The organism is Muricoccus vinaceus, from assembly GCF_042433125.1.
In the GTDB taxonomy this organism is placed as follows: Bacteria; Pseudomonadota; Alphaproteobacteria; order Acetobacterales; family Acetobacteraceae; genus Roseomonas; species Roseomonas vinacea.
The window spans coordinates 1-19752 of the sequence record NZ_JBHLVZ010000101.1 but is presented as its reverse complement, the minus strand read 5'-3'; the positions used below and the strand labels follow the sequence as shown (position 1 = coordinate 19752).

General features: G+C 68.4%; 18 protein-coding genes and 1 pseudogene. 11 read left to right on the top strand and 8 right to left on the bottom strand.

Features of this window, described 5'->3' with window-relative positions; all coding sequences use genetic code 11:
• Window positions 1-498 precede the first annotated feature (498 nt).
• Both ACFFIC_RS27770 and ACFFIC_RS27765 read left to right on the top strand, forming a co-directional pair.
• Entirely contained in the window at window positions 499-945 is a 447-nt protein-coding gene (locus tag ACFFIC_RS27770) for a DUF2231 domain-containing protein (RefSeq protein ID WP_377056565.1), read from the top strand.
• Window positions 945-2231, top strand: a complete 1287-nt coding sequence (locus tag ACFFIC_RS27765; protein ID WP_377056569.1) for a PQQ-dependent sugar dehydrogenase — start codon at window positions 945-947, stop codon at window positions 2229-2231. The genes ACFFIC_RS27770 and ACFFIC_RS27765 overlap by 1 nt, the downstream gene beginning before the upstream one ends.
• 288 nt (window positions 2232-2519) lie before the next feature.
• Here ACFFIC_RS27765 and ACFFIC_RS27760 read toward each other — a convergent pair.
• Window positions 2520-2942: pseudogene (locus ACFFIC_RS27760) on the bottom strand (transposase); the annotation flags it as partial.
• Window positions 2943-3435: 493 nt separating this feature from the next.
• On the opposite strand from ACFFIC_RS27760, the gene ACFFIC_RS27755 reads away from it, so the two are divergent.
• Window positions 3436-4173 (top strand): IclR family transcriptional regulator, encoded by a 738-nt coding sequence (locus tag ACFFIC_RS27755; RefSeq protein WP_377056563.1) that lies wholly within the window; start codon window positions 3436-3438, stop codon window positions 4171-4173.
• A 22-nt stretch (window positions 4174-4195) separates the two neighbouring features.
• Here ACFFIC_RS27755 and ACFFIC_RS27750 read toward each other — a convergent pair whose 3' ends face one another.
• The 5 genes from ACFFIC_RS27750 to ACFFIC_RS27730 form a co-directional block, all read right to left on the bottom strand.
• The gene (locus tag ACFFIC_RS27750; RefSeq protein ID WP_377056561.1) at window positions 4196-5959 is read right to left on the bottom strand and encodes an FAD-dependent oxidoreductase; all 1764 of its coding nucleotides are present in this window, start codon (window positions 5957-5959) and stop codon (window positions 4196-4198) included.
• A gap of 45 nt (window positions 5960-6004) precedes the next feature.
• A complete protein-coding gene (locus tag ACFFIC_RS27745) occupies window positions 6005-7012 on the bottom strand; it encodes a tripartite tricarboxylate transporter substrate-binding protein (RefSeq protein ID WP_377056559.1) in 1008 nt (335 codons plus the stop codon).
• A 2-nt stretch (window positions 7013-7014) separates the two neighbouring features.
• Complete coding sequence (locus ACFFIC_RS27740; protein ID WP_377056557.1) at window positions 7015-7995, bottom strand: Bug family tripartite tricarboxylate transporter substrate binding protein; 981 nt, start codon at window positions 7993-7995, stop codon at window positions 7015-7017.
• A gap of 63 nt (window positions 7996-8058) precedes the next feature.
• A complete protein-coding gene (locus ACFFIC_RS27735; protein ID WP_377056567.1) occupies window positions 8059-9111 on the bottom strand; it encodes an alpha/beta hydrolase in 1053 nt (350 codons plus the stop codon).
• Between the two features lie 20 nt (window positions 9112-9131).
• Window positions 9132-10400 (bottom strand): acyl-CoA dehydrogenase family protein, encoded by a 1269-nt coding sequence (locus tag ACFFIC_RS27730; RefSeq protein WP_377056555.1) that lies wholly within the window; start codon window positions 10398-10400, stop codon window positions 9132-9134.
• 374 nt (window positions 10401-10774) lie between these two features.
• On the opposite strand from ACFFIC_RS27730, the gene ACFFIC_RS27725 reads away from it, so the two are divergent.
• From ACFFIC_RS27725 to ACFFIC_RS27715, 3 genes are all read left to right on the top strand, one after another.
• Window positions 10775-11767, top strand: a complete 993-nt coding sequence (locus tag ACFFIC_RS27725) for an aminopeptidase (protein ID WP_377056553.1) — start codon at window positions 10775-10777, stop codon at window positions 11765-11767.
• A 4-nt stretch (window positions 11768-11771) separates the two neighbouring features.
• Window positions 11772-12692, top strand: coding sequence for an NAD(P)-dependent oxidoreductase (locus ACFFIC_RS27720; protein ID WP_377056551.1), 921 nt, complete (start codon window positions 11772-11774; stop codon window positions 12690-12692).
• A 76-nt stretch (window positions 12693-12768) separates the two neighbouring features.
• Window positions 12769-13572: an IclR family transcriptional regulator gene (locus tag ACFFIC_RS27715; protein ID WP_377056549.1), complete on the top strand. Its 804-nt coding sequence runs from the start codon at window positions 12769-12771 to the stop codon at window positions 13570-13572.
• 5 nt (window positions 13573-13577) lie between these two features.
• Here the strand turns inward: ACFFIC_RS27715 and ACFFIC_RS27710 are convergent, their stop codons facing one another.
• Window positions 13578-14363 (bottom strand): SDR family NAD(P)-dependent oxidoreductase, encoded by a 786-nt coding sequence (locus ACFFIC_RS27710; protein WP_377056547.1) that lies wholly within the window; start codon window positions 14361-14363, stop codon window positions 13578-13580.
• A gap of 31 nt (window positions 14364-14394) precedes the next feature.
• On the bottom strand, window positions 14395-15381 hold the full coding sequence (locus tag ACFFIC_RS27705) for a Bug family tripartite tricarboxylate transporter substrate binding protein (protein WP_377056545.1): 987 nt from the start codon (window positions 15379-15381) through the stop codon (window positions 14395-14397).
• Between the two features lie 144 nt (window positions 15382-15525).
• On the opposite strand from ACFFIC_RS27705, the gene ACFFIC_RS27700 reads away from it, so the two are divergent.
• The 5 genes from ACFFIC_RS27700 to ACFFIC_RS27680 all read left to right on the top strand — a co-directional run.
• Entirely contained in the window at window positions 15526-16920 is a 1395-nt protein-coding gene (locus ACFFIC_RS27700) for an MmgE/PrpD family protein (RefSeq protein WP_377056543.1), read from the top strand.
• Between the two features lie 18 nt (window positions 16921-16938).
• Window positions 16939-17907 (top strand): Bug family tripartite tricarboxylate transporter substrate binding protein, encoded by a 969-nt coding sequence (locus tag ACFFIC_RS27695; RefSeq protein WP_377056541.1) that lies wholly within the window; start codon window positions 16939-16941, stop codon window positions 17905-17907.
• Between the two features lie 404 nt (window positions 17908-18311).
• On the top strand, window positions 18312-18680 hold the full coding sequence (locus tag ACFFIC_RS27690; RefSeq protein ID WP_377056539.1) for a DDE-type integrase/transposase/recombinase: 369 nt from the start codon (window positions 18312-18314) through the stop codon (window positions 18678-18680).
• Window positions 18681-19104: 424 nt separating this feature from the next.
• Entirely contained in the window at window positions 19105-19518 is a 414-nt protein-coding gene (locus ACFFIC_RS27685; RefSeq protein ID WP_377056537.1) for an Ig-like domain-containing protein, read from the top strand.
• Window positions 19473-19752: hypothetical protein (locus ACFFIC_RS27680; protein ID WP_377056535.1), on the top strand; the 280-nt coding region annotated here is incomplete at its 3' end. The genes ACFFIC_RS27685 and ACFFIC_RS27680, both read left to right, overlap by 46 nt.

Here is a 19752-nt window from a genome sequence, read left to right as displayed (position 1 = left end):
GTGCACCCCATCGGCGGATACCGTCCGCTTGCGGGGCGTCTCATTCAACTGTGGGGCGGAGGAGCCTGCAGCACCTGGGTTCCAACCCAAATTTCCCACAAGGCGACCAGCCCCTGCACCGCAGCAGGATGTCCGACCCGGTGCTGGACGCCGTCACTCGCTCCACCCGCCGCCGCACGATGTGCGCTTGCTCCGCCGGGAACAGCCTGCACACCGGCACATAGGCCAATTAGCGACCGGACCTTGCTTCAGCCAAGTCGGACCGGGCTCAGCAGCTTGTGGTCGGAAGCGGAATGACAGCTTCCGGGTGGTTGACGGATCAGAGCAAAGATGGGCGGCGGTTGGGCTATTTGGGTGCCGTCGGCAAGGCGGAGGTAGTCTCGATCCGCGAGGCAGACCACGGAGCCGCAACTCACTGATCGCCATCCCGTTGCCTTGCCAGCGTCTCCACCGGACGGAGATCAGAACTTCGCGCGCTTCGGCCGGCCGGACCGAAAAATGGGAGGACCCGCTGTGGTTGCCATCTCCGCTTTGAGATCCCTGAGGCCGCTTCACCCATTGAATGCGATCTTGCTTGCCTTTCCGCTTCCGCTGTTCCTCGGCGCCTTGCTCAGCGACCTCGCCTACCAGGCAAGCTTTCAGATCCAGTGGGCCAACTTCTCGTCCTGGCTCATCGCGGGTGGGCTGTTTGTCGGCGGCTTCGCCGTGCTCTGGGCACTGATCGATCTGGTCCGAAGCGGAGCAGGTCGGAGGAAGCGTGTAGCCATCTACTTCGTCGTGCTGCTCGCCATGTGGGTACTCGGCTTCACCAATGCACTCGTTCACTCGAAAGATGCCTTTGCGATCATGCCGGAGGCAGTTTTTCTGTCGGCGATCGTGACGATCTTGGCGCTTGTTGCGGCTTGGATCGGCTACTCCGGTTTTCAGTCCAGGGAGACGGCGTGATGCGTGCGATCTTGCTGATTGGTACTGCGGCGCTTGCCCTGTCCGCCTGCGACGGTGGCCCGGCCCCACAGCAGCATGGCGCCAACCCGAGCCTCCCGGAGCCGCATCGCGGCCTCCTGCCCGATATGACGATCCCCCGACCGGCGGAATGGGGCAGTGACCGTCCGACGGTGCCCGAGGGCTACACGATCCAGGCCATCGCGACGGATCTCAGAATCCCGCGCCAGACGCTCGTCCTTCCCAACGGCGACATCCTGGTCACGGAGGGAACTGGCGGTCAGTCCGCTCCTCGACTTAACCCCAAGGCCTTTATCGCGGGCATTATCAAGAGCTGGGGCAGGACTTCGGTGGCCGGCGGCAATCGGCTGACGCTGCTGCGCGACGCTGACGGCGACGGCACTTACGAAACCCGGAGCATCTTTGCGGACAACCTGAACGGGCCTTATGGCCTCGCCCTGGTCAACGATGTCCTCTACGTCGCCAACCAGGACGCCCTGGTGCGCTTCGACTATCGCGAGGGCCAGACCGAGGCGAGCGGAGCGCCGGCGCTCGTCACGAACCTGCCATCAGCAGTCAACCATCACTGGACGAAGTCGCTGACCGCCAGCCCCGATGGCCGGTTCCTCTATGTCGGCATCGGATCCAACAGCAACATCACCGAGCGTGGGATGGAGGTTGAGGTCGATCGGGCAATGGTGTGGCAGATTGACCCACAGACGGGCGCCCACAGACCCTTCGCGACCGGTCTTCGCAATCCCACGGCCCTCACGGTCCAGCCAGGAACGGGTCAGCTCTGGGCCGTGGTGAACGAGCGTGACGAGATTGGCCCCGATCTCGTCCCAGATTACCTGACGTCGGTGCGCGAGGGCAGCTTCTACGGCTGGCCCTACAGCTACTGGGGTCAGAATGTCGACACCCGCGCGCAGCCGCAGAACCCGGAACGCGTCGCCGCGGCCGTCCGCCCCGACTACGCCCTGGGCGCGCATGTGGCGGCACTCGGCGTCGCTTTCTCGACTCCCTCCATGGGCACGGCTTTCGCGGATGGAGTGTTCGTCGGCGAGCACGGCAGCTGGAACCGCAACGTGCCCGCCGGTTACAAAGTCGTCTTTGTGCCATTCCGCGACGGCAGGCCCGCCGGAGACCCGATCGACTTCGTGTCCGGCTTCCTGAATGGCAACGGAAACACACGCGGCCGCCCGGTCGGGGTATCGGTGGACCCCCGCGGAGCCTTGATCGTCGCCGACGACCTGTCGAACACGATATGGAGGGTTACGGCAAAGCGGTGACACCGCCGCTTCGGCCATCGTTCTCTGTACCCGCGAACGCTTGGCTCCACTATCATTACGGTTTCGATCCCAGACCGCTGAGAACCCTTTGCGTGGCCACTTGGTGTGCTCGTCACCGGAGTGGCCATGCTATGGCGTGGGTGGGGCAGAGCGTTCGTGAGGGGAGGTGCACCGCTATGCGGCCAACGTCCTCGATGGACCAGCGGACGAGAACCCGCGTTTGTGGCTTACGCGAGCGATCGTGCGGAGCGCGATAACAGGCTCCGCCACTAAGCCGGTGCTGGGTGGGACATGGGCCGCGAACACGCCGATCCGGCAGTTGGTGATCTTGCCCGCCGAGCCCGTGTACCGCCGCCCGACAATGCAGAATGCCTCGCCTTGTTTGAGAACGCTGGTTTCATTGATCACCAGCACCGCATCCGCGGCTGCGAAGCGCTTGACCATGCACTCGCGTACGATGTCGCGCAGCGCATCGGTGTCCCAGGGCCCGCGGTCAAGAATGGTCTGCCTGCCGCCGCAGCCCAGGATCTCGTGCCGCCTCGGCCCGCATCCAGCCTGTCTTACGCCATTCAGGCCCCAGCAGGTCGTCCAAGAACAACCCAGCCGACGCCGCAACACGCGCCTGGGTGAGCAGCTGCCTGATGCGCGTCTTGGCCTCCGCAACGACGATACACGGAGCTTCAGCACCGTCTCGATCGAAGCGCCTGCCATCCACGATCCCCGGACCACGGCCAACCATAAGTCTGACCACTACCGATAGGTTTCGATTCCAACATAGCTTTGCGGTGCCTGCCCGATCTGGCCTTACGCGGGAAGACCACTCGTCATCGACCGTACCGCGGTGACCGTCGTCAGGCTAATGCTGTCTCGACCGTGTGGTAGCGCCCGTATGCGCACCCACCAACCTACCCTTGGCTCCGTCCAGCGCCGCACCGCTGGAGGAAAGAGCAAGCGGGAGATCATCCGCTACCTCAAACGCTTCGTGGCAGGGCAGATCTTCGGCTATCCCTGCCGTACTCCCAAAGCCAACAACCCAGCACAAGATCCTGCTTGATCTCTTCAGGAGCATCGGTGTCGCCGATTCATCGGCCTGACAGTGCATTCGGGAGACTTCACAAAGCCCAAGAAGCCTGCGATGCGCCTTGCTATGATAGGAAAGCCCGGCGCGGCATCGCCCCCTGATCCACAGAGGGCCAGAACGGGAATGCAGCTCATCTCCCGGGCGACCGCTGTGCTGCGGGCGCTGGAGGGCCAGCAGGTTGGCCTTAGCCTCGGCCAGATCGCCTCGATCACCGGGCTGCCAAGGCCGACCATCCAGCGGATCGTCGACGCGCTCTGCGCCGAGGGGCTGGCGAACATCGACCCTCTCCAGGGTGGCGTTCGCCTCGGGCCGCTTATCGCCCGGCTTGCCACCTCCATCCGGGTCGATCTTGTGAGCCTCGCGCGCCCCCACCTGGAACGCCTGGCCTGGGCGACGCAGGAGTCGGTCGCCATGACCGTGTTGCAGGACGGCAAGGTGGTCGTCATCGCCGTTTTCACGCCGCCGATGCAGGCGATCCGCCTGACAGCCAGCATTGGCTCCACCTGGCCCCTGCACAGCAGCGCCGAAGGCAAGGTCCTGCTCGCTGGCCTCCCCACACCGGCGATCCGCTCGATGCTGCACGAGCCACTGGAGCCGCGAACACCAAGAACGGTTACGGCAATGGACGCCCTCCTCCTGGAGATCCAGGAAGCGGCGAGTTCCGGTTTCGCCGCAGATAAAGAGGGAACGGCAATCGGGATTTCCGCTCTCGCCACGCGCCTGATCGATTCCGCTGGAACGCGCTACGCCATCTCCATCCTCCTGCCGACATCCCGCTTCGAGGCTCGCTTCAGCGAGCTTCGGGAGCAACTGCTGAACTGCCGCAGGACCATCGCGGCCTCCGCCGGGCTTCCCGCCTGAAGCCGATGTCGCACGACGCTGCTTAGGCGGCTTGGCGGGCTGGCACGGAACCCGCGCGCCCCAGGACGGCGCGGAACGCGTCGCCCAGGCTATCGAGCCTGCTCGAATCCTGGGCGCGCCAGGCGACATGCATGTCGGGACGAACGAGCACGCAGCCATCCTCGGCCACGCCCCGTATCGTCGCCCAGTCGCCGAACAGGTCCTCGTAAGCCTGGCCGGGCCCGATCACGAAGACCCTGACCGGCACGCCCGTTTCCTGCGCCAACTTCTCCGCGGCCTGCTTCCAGGCGCCGCCGCCGATGCCGGTCAGAAGCGAGAAGTGCCCCTTGCCCACCAGGTCAAGCGTCGAGACCTGCCGACCATTCTGGCCGAGCCAGGCATGGGGCAGCCGCGCGCCCGGCCAGGTGGTGGGGTGATAGTAAAGCTCCCTGTCGCGTGGGAAGTCAGGCTCGGGCGTGCCGTCGGGCACCACGGCGGCGGAGTTGTAGCGGTGGTTCATCTCCACGCCATGCGCGTTGAACTCATAGTCCTTGTGGGCGATGGCCCGGCGGAGTGCCTCGCGCTGGGCGGCAGCCTCGGGGGTGGCGGCTTTCCGGGCCTCCATGTTGGCGCGCATCTGGGCGAAGCCGCGGTCGTCCAGCAGGCCGAGGGCGCCGAAGATGGGGCCGAACTCCTCGATGCTGCGGTTGGCGCGGGTGACGATCTGGCGGCCGATGGGCGCGCGCTCGGCGTCGTAGGTGTCGAGCAGCGAGGAATCCGCCTGCCCCTTGAGGACCAGCGCCAGCTTCCAGGCAAGATTGTAGGCATCCTGGATGGAGGTGTTGGAGCCCAGGCCATTGGAGGGCGGGTGGCGGTGCACGGCGTCGCCCATGCAGAAGACGCGGCCTTCGGCGTAGCGCGTGGCGAACATGTGGTTCACCGTCCAGACGGAGGTGGAGGTGACCTCGATGGGGATGGTGTTGTCGCCGATGAGCTTGTGCGCGACCTCGGTCGCGACCTTGTCGTCCACCTCCGGCGGGGGCTGGCCGATGTCGTAGCCCCAGACGATCAGCCACTCGTTCCAGGGCCTGACCATGCGCACCAGGCCCATGCCGATGCCGCCGATGTTGGAGCCGGGCTGCAACACCCAGTAGAGCACGCTTGGCCGGTGGGCGACAAAGCGGGACAGGTCAGCTTTGAAGACGATGTTCATGCTGCCGGCCACGCCCATGCGGCCTTCCATCGGCAAGCCGATGTCCTCCGCCACCTTGGAGCGGCCGCCGTCGGCGCCGATGAGGTATTTGGCGCGGATCTGGTACTCGCGGCCGTCCAGGCGGTCGCGCACGGTTGCCGTCACGCCTTCCGCGTCCTGGGTGAGGGAAAGGTATTCGGTGTCGAGGCGGGCGCGGGTGCCGCGGGCGCAGGCATTGCCGAAGAGGATGGGCTCCATCAGGTTCTGCGGCATGTCGCACATCGAGGAAGGGCTCGCCTGGGTGTAGTCCGCGCGCCGCTGCGGATGGGTGCCCCAGGTGCGGATGCGGCCGAGTTCCTCGCCGGCCAGGCTGGTGCAGAAGACGGTGTTGCCCATCCAGTCCTGCGGCGTGGCGAGCGCCGTCACTTCGTCTTCCACCCCGAGGTCGCGCAGGATCTCCATGGTGCGCTGATTGGTGATGTGCGCGCGGGGGGTGTCGGCCAGCCAGCGGTACTTGGTCACCAGTACGTTCGGGATGCCGTAGGTGCTCAGCATCAGCGCGGCCGACGAACCCGCGGGCCCGCTGCCAACAATCAGCACGTCCGTCTCGATCATTCCAACTCCTCGTCTGCTTGGAGCACGCCGCCGGCGCGGCAGGGCTCATTCCTCGGCAGTATATCCGGTGGCCCGGACGATTGGTCCCCAGCGATCGCGCTCGCTGCGGATCCGCTCGGCCATCCCGCGCGAGCCAAGACGAACCGGAACCTGTTCCATCTTCGCCAGGCCGGTGCGCAGCTCGGCCCTGACCGAGGCCGAGGCGATCGCGCGCTCCAGCCCGTCCACCACCGGCGGGGGCGACCCGGCCGGCAACAGGATCGTGTAGACCTCCTCCGAGGTCAGGTCCGGGTACCCCAGCTCCGCAAAGGTCGGCACCTCCGGCAACGAGGCGACGCGCTGCGGCGAGGAAACCGCCAGCACGCGCAAATGGCCGCTGCGGTGCTGCTCCGCCATGTCGCCGATCACCCCCATGATCGCGCTGAGCCGCCCGGTGGAGAGATCCGGCAAGGCGGGGCCGACGCCGCGGTAGGCGACATGCATCAGCCGCAGGTCAAGCTTGCGGGACATCATCTCCGCCAGGAAATGCGGCACGGAGCCGGCGGCGGGACTGCAATAAGAGACGTCGCGCTGCGTGTGCGCCCACTCCGCGAAGCTCTTGAGATCGCGGGCGGGGTGGTCCGTGGCTACGACGAAGGCGAAGCCGAAGGAGGAGGCAGCGCCACCGGGCACGAAGTCCTTCACCCCGTCATAGCGCAGCGTCCGCAGGTAGATGTGGGGATAGACGCTCAGCATGCTCTCCGGCGTGAACACGAGCGTCGTGCCATCCGGCGCCGCGGCCTTCGCAGCCTCGAGCGCGATGCGCGCCGCGGCGCCGGACCGGTTCTCGACAACCACCTGCTGGGCGTAGCTGCCACGAAGCTGCTCAGCGTAGATCCTCGCCACGATGTCCGCCGCTCCACCAGCCGGGAAGCCGACCAGCAGGCGGGCGGGCCGATCAACCACCGGCTGCGCCCGGGCGGAACCAGCCAGAATTCCGCCGAGCGTCGCGCCCAGCGCGGTCCGGCGCACGAGACCCCGTATCGGCGCGCTGGGGCGATCTGTGGTGTCCATGCTCATTCCCCCACCTCGTAGCCGGACTCCCGCACGACAGGGCCCCACCGGTCCCGCTCCGCCCTGAGCCTTGCGGCGTACTCGAACGGCGTGGTGCTGACGGGGTATTGCTCGACCCTCGCCAGGGCGGCGCGCATCTCGGCGGTGGACGCGACCTCGTTGATGGCGCCGTACAGGGAACGCACGATGCCGTCCGGCGTGCCGGCAGGAAGGAAGATCCCGTACCACTCGTCGGCGGTGAGTTGCGGATGGCCCAGCTCCGCAAAGGTCGGCACATCGGGCAGCGTGGATACGCGCTCGGGCATGGTGACGGCCAGTGCCCGAACGCGTCCTGAGCGGTGCTGCTCCGCGGCTGTCCCGATCACGGACATATAGGCCGAGATCCTTCCTCCGTTGAGATCGGCGAAGGCCATGGACATCTCGCGATAGGGCACGTGGTTGAGGCGTATTCCCAGCGTTCTCGCCATCATCACGGAAACGAAGTGCGGCAGGGAGCCCGCGGCCGGCGTCGCGAAGTCAACCTCGGGCCGCTTCCTGGCCCAGTCGATGAACTCGGCCAGGGTTTTCGCCGGGTGGTTCGCGTCCACGATCCAGGTGAAGCCGAAGGATGACAGGCCGGTCACGGGGATGAAGTCGCGAGTGGGATCGTAGCGCAGCGTCCGCGTGTAAATGTAGGGATAGAGGACCATCATCGTCTCGGGAGTCATCAGAACGGTGAGGCCATCCGGCTGGGCGGCTTTCACGAGTTCGACGCCGATCCGCGCGGCGGCACCGGGCCGGTTGTCCACGATGACCTGCGGGGCATAGAGGCCCCGAAGACGGTCGGCATAGAGACGCGCCACCGTGTCCATCACGCCGCCAGCCGAGAAGTTCACCACGAGCCGGGCCGGGCGGTCGAGCTTCTGCGCCATGGCCTCCCGTGGCCGGCCCAGCCCCGCCAAGGCCGTGGCAGGGACCGCGCCCAGAAGGGCCCGGCGCGTCACCGAAAACACCATCATCTCCTCCCCTACAGGTCGCCGGGCGGTTGGTCCCCCCTGGCGGTCGCTTCAACCCATGGCCGTCGTCCGCTCGATCCAATCGGCCAGCAGTGCGGCCACCTCGTCGCTGTTGCGCTCCAGCATCATCATGTGCCCGTTGCCGTGCAGCCCGTGCTCCTCGAGCCGGAGGTGCTCCACCGGGGCGCCAGCCTGCCGCAGGAAGTCCACGGTACCGTGGTCAAGCTGCGCTTTCCACGAGGCTTCGCCGGTCACAACGGCGATGGGCACGCCCTGTAGGTTCGGCAATCGCCGGGCCGGCTCCGCCTGCACCATGCAATCGCGCAGATCCGGCCCTGGGGCTTTCCGCCAGGCGCGCGCAAGCTCCTCCGGCGCGGCAGCGGGCGGGTCGTAGGTCATCGGGGAAGCGGCCAGTCCCCAGCTCAGCACCCCACCGGGCCCCTCGGTAAAGGCCGGCCCTTGGGGCTCCACCGCGACGATGGCCCGCACGAGGGACGGCCTTTCGTCGGCGGCCAGCCAACCGAAGGGACCGCCCGCCGAATGGGTCATCAGAACGGCCGGCCCGATCTGGTCGAGCAAGGCGGCCGCGCAACGCCGCATCTCGGCATGCACGTGGGCGAGATCATCGAGCGGCGGCCCCTGCCCCGCGAGGAACTGGTCCAGCACGTGGTCGCCGATCGCCGCCTCGCCGGGCCACTGCGTGTGCAACCGCGCCTGCGGATAGGCCACCGGCTCGGTCTCCGGCGCCACGAAGCGACGAAGCATCGCCTCGTAGGACGGTGGCATCCCCGGCTTCCCGTGGAGGGCAGGATGGGAGGGGGAGCGGCCATGCGCGGTCCTGTCGACGACATAGACGGCATGGCCCCTGCGCAGGAAGAAGCTCGCCCAGCCCGGGCGCCCGTCGGGCGTCCCGAGGTAGTCCAGGCCCTGGCCGCCGCCGCCATGCACCATCACCACGGGCAAGGCGTGACGCCGGTCGGCGGGAACCTGGTACTTCACGTACATCTGGCCAGCGGCGCCCAGGCCATGCGCCAGCGGACGGTGCTGCACGCCGACCCAGAAGAAGCCCTCGCTGGCCAGCACCGGTGGTGACGGGCGCACCATCCCGTTCACGGCGCGGGCTCCTAGAGGCCGCGCATACCGACAGGCCGGCCGAGATGCGCGCGCCCGACGAAGGTCGCGAATTCCTCCTGCTGGGCCGAACTGTGTGTGCGGTACATCGTCACGTCCCGGAAGTAGCGCTGCAGCCGGTTGCCCTTCTTCGTCGTGAAGGCACCGGCCGACCGCATCAGCGTCTCAACCACATCCGATCCGATGGCGCCGGCCTGCTGCAGCACCGCGCGCAGCCGCAGGTTCTCCTCCACGCTGATCGGCGTGCCATCCGCCGCCCATCGCTCGCACAGCTCCATGTACCAGTCGAGCGTGCGGACGAGGATCGCTTCCGCCGCATCCGCCCGCGCGATGGCAAGCCCGAGCGCGCGCTGGGAGTCGTGGTGGTCAGCCCGCAGCAGGCTTGCATCCGTCGGCACCTTGAAGCGGCCGATGATCGCCTCGTACTCGTCGATTGCCGCCCAGGCGGCCCCGATCACCACGGAAACGAGCGAGGCGTGGTAGAGCCCCATAATGCGGCCGAGATACATGGGGTTACCGTGCAGGCGCGTTCCAGGCGTGCCATCCACCATCTCGTCCGGCCGGCAGAACTGCGCGTTGAACGGCACGACGTGGTGCGCCGGGATGACCGTTCCCTCCACGACCACCGTGTTGGAACCCGAGGAGCGCATGCCCAGAATCTCGTCCCCACCCCAGTCCGGCACGATCATGCAGGCGGCGCGGGGAACCACGACAAGCACCGGCGCGGGCGCCTCCCCCTCAGCCTGGAGCGTCGCCGTGCCGATGAAGTGCGTCGCGTGCGGAACGCCCGAGGAGTAGTTCCAGCGCCCCTCCACGCGATAGCCGCCCGGCACGGGTGTGGCGGTGCCGAGCGGCTGCGCACGGTGCGGCGCGATGAAGTGCCCGGCCGGACCGAACAGTTCGCGCTGAGCCCGCTCGGGCCAATGCGACGCGAGGAGAAAGGCATGCGACGCCGCGAGCGTCAGACACCAGCCCACGCCCGGGTCCCCGCGGGACACCTCCAGCATGGTCCGGAAGAACACCGAGGGCGGAAACTCGTAGCCGCCGAACATCCGGGGCTGCGTGATCCGGTAGAAGCCCATCCGCTCGAAGGTCTCGTGCACATCCTCGGCGTAGGTGCCCAGTTCCTCATGCTCGGCCTGGCGCTCCCGCAGCAACGGGCGGAGCGAGATCGCCCGCTGGAGAAGCTCGTGCGCGGTCAGCCCGGGCTCCGGCACCGGGATCCGGGCTGCCGGAGGCGCTTGGATGATGGAGATCTGCATGGCGCGGCTCCTCCGGGCTTTCCCGTCCGACGTGCGAGGCTCTTGCCTTCAGCACCGCCAGAATGTCCGTCTGGCGATACACTGCACTGTCTGGCGCAATGCTAAGGAGGCGCGGTTGCGTTTGTCAACGAAGTTGCTCTGACAGGGTCACCACTGCGCCCGCCTCCAGCCCGTCCCCGAACTGTGCCTGACCGGCGCAATCGTTCCGTCCCGCACCCGCGGCATCCGGCGCCGGACCTCGCCAAGGTCAGGCGTGACCTCCAGCTTGCCGAAGGTCCAACCTCGCCCTAAGTTCGGAATTACATTCCGATAAACGGAAAACGGGGCGCCTGTTGTACAAGCAGCGTGCCTTGGAAGCGGGAGAGATGGCACCGATGCCCGACCTAGCCGAAATCACGCGGATGCTCCGAACACCGCTGGAACTGAACGCGAAGTCCGGCGACCGGATCCTCATCATCACCGACACGGCCATGGACCCGCTTCTCTGGCAGGGTCTCTCCACCGCCGCGCGGGAGATGGGGATCGAGCCGGTCGTCACGATCATGAGCCCGCGCGAAACGCATGCCACCGACCCCGTCGCACCGATCCGCCGGGCGGCCATGGGCGATGACGTGGACCTCTGCATCTATCTGACGAGCACCGCGATGGCGCACGCGCCGATCACGGACGCGCTGGTCGACCGGGGCCAGCGCTTCATCCTCATGGAGGAGCTGACCCCGGCGATGCTGGCGCCGGACGGGCCGGCCTCGGCCGACTACCATGCCCTCAACGCCCTCGGTCAGAAGCTCGCCGCGGTCTTCAGCGCGGGCGAGACGGTCCGGGTGCGCTGCGACAACGGCACCGACCTGACGGCGAGCATCAAGGGACGCCCAGGCCGCTCGATCGCGGGCCTGCCCCTGCGCCTGCGCCCGGACGGTGGGGGTGGCTGCGCCTTCCCGGATGGCGAGGCCCATGTCTGCCCCATGGAGGGAACCGGGGAAGGCACCGTGGTCTTCGACCTCACGGCTCATTCCGTCGGCCGGATCCGGGAGCCGCTGCGGCTCACCATCCGCAGGGGCATGGTCACCGCGATCGAGGGCGGCCGCGAGGCGGAGATCTGGAACGACATCCTGCGCAAGCACGACGACCCCAACAACCTGAACGCGCCCGCCGAGGTGGCCATCGGCCTCAACCCCAAGGTGACGCCGACGGGAAGCATGCGCACGGACAAGAAGAAATACGGCACGTCCCACATCGGCATCGGCGACACGATCGCCCTCGGCGGAACCTGCCATGCCCGCCTCCGGCTGGAGGGGGTGATCAGCGCGCCCGAGATCACCGTGGACGGGCAGGTGCTCACCCGCAACGGCCGCATCCTCGTGGAATGACCCGATGATGCCAGCGGAGCGGATCGGCTTCATCGGCTGCGGGCACATGGGCGGCGCCATGGCCGCTCGCCTGCTCGGCAAGGGCCACGCCCTGGCCGTGTGCGATCCCGACACGGCGGCTCTCGCGCCGCTCCTCGCGCGCGGCGCCGAGCGGATGCCCACGCCGCGCGCGGTCGCGGAACAGGCCACCATCGTCTTCGCCTGCCTGCCCTCGCGCGAGGCCAGCCTGGCGGCCGCCCTGGGCGAGGACGGCGTCGCCCGTGGCGGCACCGTGCGCGTCTACGTCGAGGCGTCCACCATCGGCCAGCCGACCGTTGCCGCCATCGCGCATGGCCTGGACGGAACGGGCATCGAACTGGCCGACATGCCCGTCAGCGGCGGCCCGGCCTGGGCGGCCGAGGGCAACCTCACCACCATCCTCGCGGCGTCGGCCACGGCGCGGGAGCGGCTCGCTCCCGTGCTCGCGGACCTCGCCCGGCGCGTCCTCGTGGTGGGCGACGCACCCGGCCTCGCCCAGGTCGCGAAGCTCGTGAACAACCTCATCTCCTTCGCCGGCATGCTGGCGGCCTGCGAGGCGATCGTCCTCGGCGTGAAGGCGGGCCTGGACGCGGACCTCCTGCTGGAGGTCGTGAACGCCGGCACCGGGCGCAACTCGGCCACGACGGACAAGTTCCCGAAGGCCGTGCTCCCGCGCAGCTTCGACTATGGCGGCCCGCTGGCGATCGGGACCAAGGACATCGATCTTTACCGCGAGCTCGGCCGGTCGCTGGGCATGCCCACCTTCGTCGGCGATCACGTGTCGACGCTCTGGAACTACGGGGTGTCGCGGGGCGCGCCCGACCAGGATTACTCCGAACTCGTCCGCCACTTCGAGGCCTGGGCCGGCGTGACGGTGAAGGGCAAGGCCGCGCCTCCGGACACCTGACCATCCTTGAACGGCCGGAGGCTTTCTCCTATCGCATCCGAGGTGGCTTTCCGCGCCTCCGGGGGGACCGGCGAGCATGTCCGACACGACCGACGCGAAATCGACCGGCACGGTGATGCGCGTCGTGCGGCTGCTCCGTGTCCTTGCGGAGGCCGGCGGCGAGGTCACCGTCACCCAGATCTCGGACCGGCTGCAGCTTCCGGCCAGCACCGTCCACCGGCTGCTGCAGCTCCTGATCGCCGAGGGAATCGTTCAGCACGACCCCGCATCCCGCCGCTACCAGGTCGGGGTGGAGCTGATCCGGATCAGCTCCCTCATCGCGACGGGCTCCAGCCTGAAGACGATCGCGCGTCCCTTCATGCAGGCGGTGGTGGACGGGTGCAACGAGGCCTGCCTGTTCGTCGTGTACCTTCCCGCCACGCACCAGGTCAGCGTGCTCGAGGGCATCAACTCCTCCCATCCCCTTCGCTACGAGCTGCGGATCTACGCCGCGCACAGCCTGCTCTGGGGGGCGACGGGCCGATCGGTGCTCGCCTTTCTGCCGGAGGCCGAGCAGGACGCGGCCATCGCCCTGGGCACGCCGTCACCGGCCGATGGGCGCCCGGCCCCGGCGCGGGAGACGCTGCGGGCCGACCTGCACGCCATTCGCGCCCGGGGCCATGCCGTCTCCTGGGGCGAGAAGATCCCGGGGGCGGTCGGCCTGGGCGCACCGGTCCTCATGACCGGCGGCAGGGTGGTTGGAAGCCTGTGCCTGACCATCCCGCAGATGCGCTTCGAGGCCGGGCAGGAACCGGGCTTGACGTCGCTGCTGAAGCAGCAGGCCGGGCTCCTGAGCCGCGCGCTGGGCTACAAGGGCCCCTATCCCCCGCTGGCGGGCTGACGCCGTCAGTCCTCCCGCCGCGCGAAGTAGGTTGCCGCGTCGGTGGGCGAGCCGATGTGGAGGCCCCCGTCCACGACGAGGTGCGTGCCCGTGCATCCCGAGGCCGCGTCGGAGCACAGGAACAGGATCGGCGCCGCGACCTCCTCCGGGGTCAGCCAGCGCCCGAGCGGCACCTTGCGCGGGATCGCCTCTCGCGTCGCGTCATCGATCTTCGCGTCCATCTGCGGCGTCATGATGGGTCCGGGAAGCACCGCGTTCACGCGGATGCGGTCACGCGCCAGCTCGAAGGCCGCATGACGGGTCAGGCCGAGCACGCCCGACTTGGCGGAGGTGTAGCTCGCCCCGTTGTTCAGCGAGATCTGCAGCGCGGCGAGGGAGGAGACGGTCACGACGGCCCCGCCCCCTGCCCGCCGCATCGCCGGCGCGACGGCCTGGATGAGGTAGAACGGCGCGCTCAGGTTCAGGGCGACGATCCGGTCCCAGTCGGCGGGCGGCGTGGCGTCCAGCGTCCGCGGCAGGCCACCGCCGGCCACGTTGACGAGGATGTCGATCCGGCCGAGCCGCTCCTCGACCCGTGCGCAGGCCGCGGCAACGGCGGAAGCGTCGGTGACGTCCACCACCGCCGTGATCGTGTCGGCATCCGAGCCGGCGGCCGTGACGAGGCCCGCCTCGTCCCGGTCGAACAGCGCCACGCGGGCGCCGTGCCGGCGGAACAGCGCGGCGGTGGCACGGCCGATCCCGCCGGCGCCGCCCGTCACGATCGCGACCTTCCCGCCCATGTCCGGTGCCATGCGTCTCTCCCTGTTCCCGTGGCCTCGCGCCCTAGTCGGTCAGCGAGATGCCGAGCTGGCGCACGACCGGCGCCCAGATTCGCTCTTGCTCGGCCACGTCGGCCTGCGCGAACTCCGGCGTGGAGGCGATGACCTCGTAGCCCCGGTCGGCGAAGCCCTTCGCGACATCCGGGACGCGAAGGACGGCGTTGAGCGTCGCGTTCAGGCGCCCGATGGTTTCGGCGGGCGTGCGCGCGGGAGCGAGCAGCAGGAACCGCACGCTCGATCCCGCATCGTTCACCCCCTGCTCCGAGGCCGCCGGTATCTCCGGCGCGAGCGCCGATCGCCGCGCCCGGTGAATTGCGAGCGCCTTCAGCTTTCCCTCCCGGATGAGCGGCAGCACGGAGCTCAGGCTGAAGGCCGCGAAGTCGATCTGCCGGCCCAGCAGGTCCGTGACGGCGGGCGCCGTGCCCCGGTAGGGCACGTGCTCGGCGGCAATGCCCAGCTCCCGTGTCATCCGCTCGGTGCCGAGGTGCTGCGGGGACCCGATCCCGGCGGTCCCGAAGGTCAGCGGCTTGCGTCGGGAAGGCGCGGCCAGGTCCTTCAGGACGGTGGCCGGAAAATCGGGATGCACGACGAAGACCGTCGGCGTCTCGCCGATCATGCCGATGGCCGCGAAATCCCGCAGGGGATTGTAGAGAAGGCCGGGAAGCATGTGCGGAAAGACGCCGATGATGGAGGCCTGCGCCAGCAAGGTGTAGCCATCCGGCGCCGCCTTCGCGACACGATCGTTCCCGATGCTGCCGGTCGCGCCCGGCCGGTTGTCCACAACCACGGGCTGGCCGAGCAATGCGCCGAGGCGCTCCGTCATCAGCCGGATCAGCACGTCGGTTCCGCCGCCTGGAGGGAACGGCACGACGATGCTCACCGGTTTCGTCGGGTAGTCCTGCGCGGGTCCGGTCTGTGCCCACGCGATCGGGGCGAGAGCGCAGCCGGCAAGGCCGGATGCCGAGAGCCGGGTCAGAGTGCGACGATGCACGGCGGACGCCTTCCTCCATATTCTTCCGTTCAACGGAAAATGCTTCTGTTGAACGGCATGGTAGATGGTGCTACCGGATGTGCAAGCGAGAATGCTAGCCGGCCACCTTCCTCGGCAGACCGGCGGCGGGCGTGGGGAGGCAGCGTGGCGTCGAACTTCATCGCACGGCTTTCGGCCGCGGTTCGGGCCAGCGATGCGGGCGATACCGCTCACCGCGACCTTCTCGGCCGGGCCATCGCCGACACGGTTGGCGTCGCCGCCGCGGGCTGGGCCGAGCCGGCGGTTACGGCCAGCCTGAAGGCCTATGAGGGAGGTGGCGCCCGCTCCTGGTCCGGCGATGCGCTGGAGGGCGAGGATGCGGCGGTCATGATCGACGCCATCGCCGCGCACGCGCTCGATTTCGACGACGTGTATCTCGACAGCGCGACGCACCCGAGCGCGGTGATCCTGCCGGCGATCCTCCGCATCGACCGCGACGACGATCCGGACGAAATCCTGGCCGCCTTCGCGGCCGGCCTGACCGCCGCCCTCGCCGTCGCGCGGCGCGTCGGGCCCGGCCACTATCATCGCGGTTGGCATGGCACCGGGACGATCGGCGCCTTCGCCGCTGCCGCGGCGGCCGGGCGGCTCCGGCGCCTCGACGAGCGGCAGCTCGCCTCCGCCTTCGCCCTGGCGGCCGCGCAGTCCGGTGGCCTGCGGGTCAACTTCGGCACCATGGCGAAGCCGGCCCAGGCCGGGCTCGCCGCCGCGGCCGGCCTGCGCGCCGCCCGGCTCGCCGCAGCCGGCCTCCAGGGAAGCCCGGACATCTTTGCGCCCGGCGGCTACGCCGATCTCTACGGCGCGGATGACGGGATCGCCGATCCCGGCGAGGACGCCTTTCGTTCGCGTCCCGACCTGCTCGCAGTCAAGCTCTATCCCTGCTGTTACGCCAGCCATCGCCTGATCGGCCTCGCCCTTGACGCCAGGGCCGCACTCGGTGCGCGGGTGGCGGATGCCGGGGCGCGCTTCCGGGTGCTGGCTCCGAAGCGCAGCCTTGAGGTGCTGCGCTACGACCGGCCGGCTAGCGGCCTGGAAGCCAAGTTCTCCGGTCCCTACTGCATCGCAACAGCCCTGCTGGACGGCGCCCCGGGCCTGCGTCACTTCGACGAGACGGCACCAAGGGCCGACATCCTGCGCCTCCTCGATCGCATCGAGCTGTCGGATGCTTCGGCGCAGGACAGCGGCGGCGACATCACCGCTGGCGAGGTCACGATGGACGTGCTGGACGGCGCCGGTGAGCGCATCGCCCGCTTCTCTCGTCAGGCGATTCCCGGATCGCCGCAGGACCCACCTTCTCGGGCGGCCGTGGCGGCCAAGCTGGCAGGCTGCGTGGCGATCTTCGAGAGCGACTTCGGCCGTTCCTTCCCGCTTCTGCCGAAGGTGCTGGCGATGCCCGAGGTGGCGGCCTGGCTGATGCCCGGCGCGAAGGAGGGGCAGCACGGAAGGCCCGGGGCCTGCACGGAAGGCTTCCGCTCGCGCCGCGACTTGGCGGGAAGGTAACGGAAGGAAGGAGACGGCGTGGTGCGATGGATCGCGATGCTGGCCGGCTGCGTCATGGCCGCTTGGTCAGGACTTGCCGCCGCCGAGACATACCCGGCGCGGGGCGTTCGCCTGGTCAATCCTTTCCCGCCGGGGTCACCGGTGGACTTCGTCGCCCGCCTGGCTGCCGAGGAGTTGCAGAAGGAGCTGGGACAGTTCTTCGTGGTGGAGAACCGGCCGGGCGCGGGCGGCACCATCGGCGCGAACTATGTGGCGAAGGCGCGGCCCGACGGATACACCCTCCTGGTTACCTCTTCCTCCACCCAGGTGATCGCGCCTGTCGTGCGGGCCGAGATGCCCTATGATCCCATCAGGGACTTCCGCCCCGTCTCCCTGGTTGCACAGGGGCCCGTGCTCATCGTGGCACACCCCTCGCTCCCCGTGACGACGCTGCGCGAGCTCGTGGACCGGGCGAGGCAATCGCCCGAAGCCATTGCCTATGGCTCCTCCGGCACAGGGACCATCCTGCACCTCGCCGGGGAACTTTTTCAGAGTCGGACGGAAACGAGACTGCTGCACGTGCCGTTCAACGGCGCCGTGCCGGCCTCGACGGCCCTGCTCGGCGGGCAGGTGCAGCTGATGTTCGATTCCATCTCGAACGCGGCACCACAGGCCCGTGCCGGTCAGCTCCGCGCGCTGGCCGTCATGACACCGCAGCGATTCACCGGCCTGCCCGACGTACCGACCGCAGCAGAGGCCGGAATGGCCGGCCTGGAGTTCCCCGCCTGGATCGGTGTCTTCGCACCCGCGGGAACCCCGGACAACGTCGTGCTCATGATCGAGCGCGCGCTGCGGCAGCGGCTCGCCACGCCGGTCATGACCGAGCGCATGCTCGGCGCAGGGCTTATCCCCGAGCTGATGGGCGGGGCGGCTTTCGCTGCGGCGCTGCCAGACCAGATCCGATTCATTGAAGGAGTCGCCGCTTTGGCGGGAGTGCCAAAACAATAGTCTGCAGATCGGCACCTGCCGAGGGCGCCGCAGCGGCACCATGCTCTCGGAGGGCCTTGTCAGGCTGGCGGCACGATGGGGCAGTGGCGACCTGCCAGGCATGACGACCTCATCCAATCGCTATTGCGGCTTCCACTGTCCGGTCGATGTTTATCCAGCATACGGTGTGGCTGTATCGCTGCTTCAGTTTGGGCCTTGGCGACGTCGAGCTGATCCTGGCCGCCCGAGGCGTCGTGGCCAGCCACGGAAGCATCCGCGAACAACGCGCTGCGCTTCGGCTGGCTATCTGCCAGCGCATTGAAGCGGTGTCGGCTCGGGCAGAGCAGCAAACGGCACATGGATGAGGTGTTCATCCGCATCCGCCGTCAGCAGCACGACCTCTGGTGGGCGGTCAGGACGGTATCGTGACCGACATGCTGGTGCAGAGCCGGCGAGCGAAGGCGGCCATGCGGTTCTGCCGCAAGTTGCTGAAGGGTTTGCAATATGCACCGCGGGTGGTCCCGACGGGCAAGCTGAAGGGCGATGCCGCGGCAAGGCGCGAAATCCTGCCCGGGATGGAGCACCGGCAGAGCCGCGATCGCAGCAACCGGGCCGAGCTATCACACCAGCCAACCCGGCAACGAGAACGACAGATGAAACGGCTCAAGTCGGTGCGGCCTGCACAGCGCTTCCTCGCCAATCACGGCCGTATCCACAACCACCTTCAGCGCCGCCGTCAATGCCTGCGTGCCACCGATTACCGCGTCGCCCGTAGCGCCGCGTTCCGCACTTGACGGGAGGTACTAGGACAGCGTCCGCCGCCTGAAGGCTTCGCCGATCAAGTGCTCCCTGGTCCGTACGGTGGCAGCCTGACAGCACCCCTCAAGCCCATCTGCCTTCAACCACGCCGATTGGGCTTCGGTTGGTAAGCGATAAACGATCTTGACTGAGCCATGGCGAACCTCGCCTTTCCAGGCTGCTTCTCGTCGGTGCCGCCCGCCTCAGGTGGTGGATCGGTGTAAGCGCGAGGGATCCTGCCGCTTCCTGTTCAAAATGGCCAATGCGTGGCCACTTTAGTTCCCAAGATCGACGTTGTTCTCAACGGTGTCACCACAGGCTCTCTCGGCGTCGGCGCTGCACTCACCCTGACGTTGGATACGAGCAGGGCGCTCACGGTCGATACCACGGCGGGATCCCTATCGTTTCGTATGTTAAACAATGATGTCGCCACCTACATGCCGTGGCCTCCGCCACCGCGGCAGTCCGCAGACCGTTACCCTGACCGCCCCGCTGGCGGAGGGCACCTACAGCCTCTCCGCCGTGGCCACCGACGCCGCCGCCAACAGCTTCGTTGCCTCCGACGCCCTGGCAGTGGTGGTGGACATGACCGCGCCGGTGCTCGCCGGCATTTCTGTGACGGTGGATGGCTCGACCGCGACCGGCCCGTTGCACCCCGGCACGGTTGCTGCGGTGATAGTGACCCTGGGCGAGGCGATCACCCTCTCCTCTGGTGGCGAGGCCGCGCTGATCCTGTCCAACGGCGCCGTGCTTTCCGGCGGCGCGGGGGGGGAGGACGGCATTCGCTGGTGTTCCAGTACGAGCTGTCCGCCGCCGATGGTACTCGCGAGCTGAAGGTGAGCGGGCTCATCCTCGGCACTGGCACCACGCTCCGCGACATGGCCGGCAACGACCTTGTGCTCACCAACGTTGCGGGCGGCCTGAGCGTGGCGGTGGACCACCAAGCCAGCGGCGCACCGGCGGTCGCCAGTACGGCCACGCGTGGCGAGGTGTTGGCGGCCTCGGTCGGCACCCTGACCGACCCGGACGGGCTGGCCGCGGTGACCTGCCACTGGGAACGCGACGATG

What these genes read in the sequence shown, in the direction of transcription:
- ACFFIC_RS27770 (WP_377056565.1), top strand. Translation starts at nt 499, where the DNA reads ATGGGAGGACCCGCTGTGGTTGCCATCTCCGCTTTGAGATCCCTGAGG.
- ACFFIC_RS27755 (WP_377056563.1), top strand. Translation starts at nt 3,436, where the DNA reads ATGCAGCTCATCTCCCGGGCGACCGCTGTGCTGCGGGCGCTGGAGGGC.
- ACFFIC_RS27735 (WP_377056567.1), bottom strand. Translation starts at nt 9,111, where the DNA reads ATGGTGCGCCCGTCACCACCGGTGCTGGCCAGCGAGGGCTTCTTCTGG.
- ACFFIC_RS27715 (WP_377056549.1), top strand. Translation starts at nt 12,769, where the DNA reads ATGTCCGACACGACCGACGCGAAATCGACCGGCACGGTGATGCGCGTC.
- ACFFIC_RS27725 (WP_377056553.1), top strand. Translation starts at nt 10,775, where the DNA reads ATGCCCGACCTAGCCGAAATCACGCGGATGCTCCGAACACCGCTGGAA.
- ACFFIC_RS27720 (WP_377056551.1), top strand. Translation starts at nt 11,772, where the DNA reads ATGATGCCAGCGGAGCGGATCGGCTTCATCGGCTGCGGGCACATGGGC.
- ACFFIC_RS27730 (WP_377056555.1), bottom strand. Translation starts at nt 10,400, where the DNA reads ATGCAGATCTCCATCATCCAAGCGCCTCCGGCAGCCCGGATCCCGGTG.
- ACFFIC_RS27710 (WP_377056547.1), bottom strand. Translation starts at nt 14,363, where the DNA reads ATGGCACCGGACATGGGCGGGAAGGTCGCGATCGTGACGGGCGGCGCC.
- ACFFIC_RS27765 (WP_377056569.1), top strand. Translation starts at nt 945, where the DNA reads ATGCGTGCGATCTTGCTGATTGGTACTGCGGCGCTTGCCCTGTCCGCC.
- ACFFIC_RS27685 (WP_377056537.1), top strand. Translation starts at nt 19,105, where the DNA reads ATGATGTCGCCACCTACATGCCGTGGCCTCCGCCACCGCGGCAGTCCG.
- ACFFIC_RS27750 (WP_377056561.1), bottom strand. Translation starts at nt 5,959, where the DNA reads ATGATCGAGACGGACGTGCTGATTGTTGGCAGCGGGCCCGCGGGTTCG.
- ACFFIC_RS27745 (WP_377056559.1), bottom strand. Translation starts at nt 7,012, where the DNA reads ATGGACACCACAGATCGCCCCAGCGCGCCGATACGGGGTCTCGTGCGC.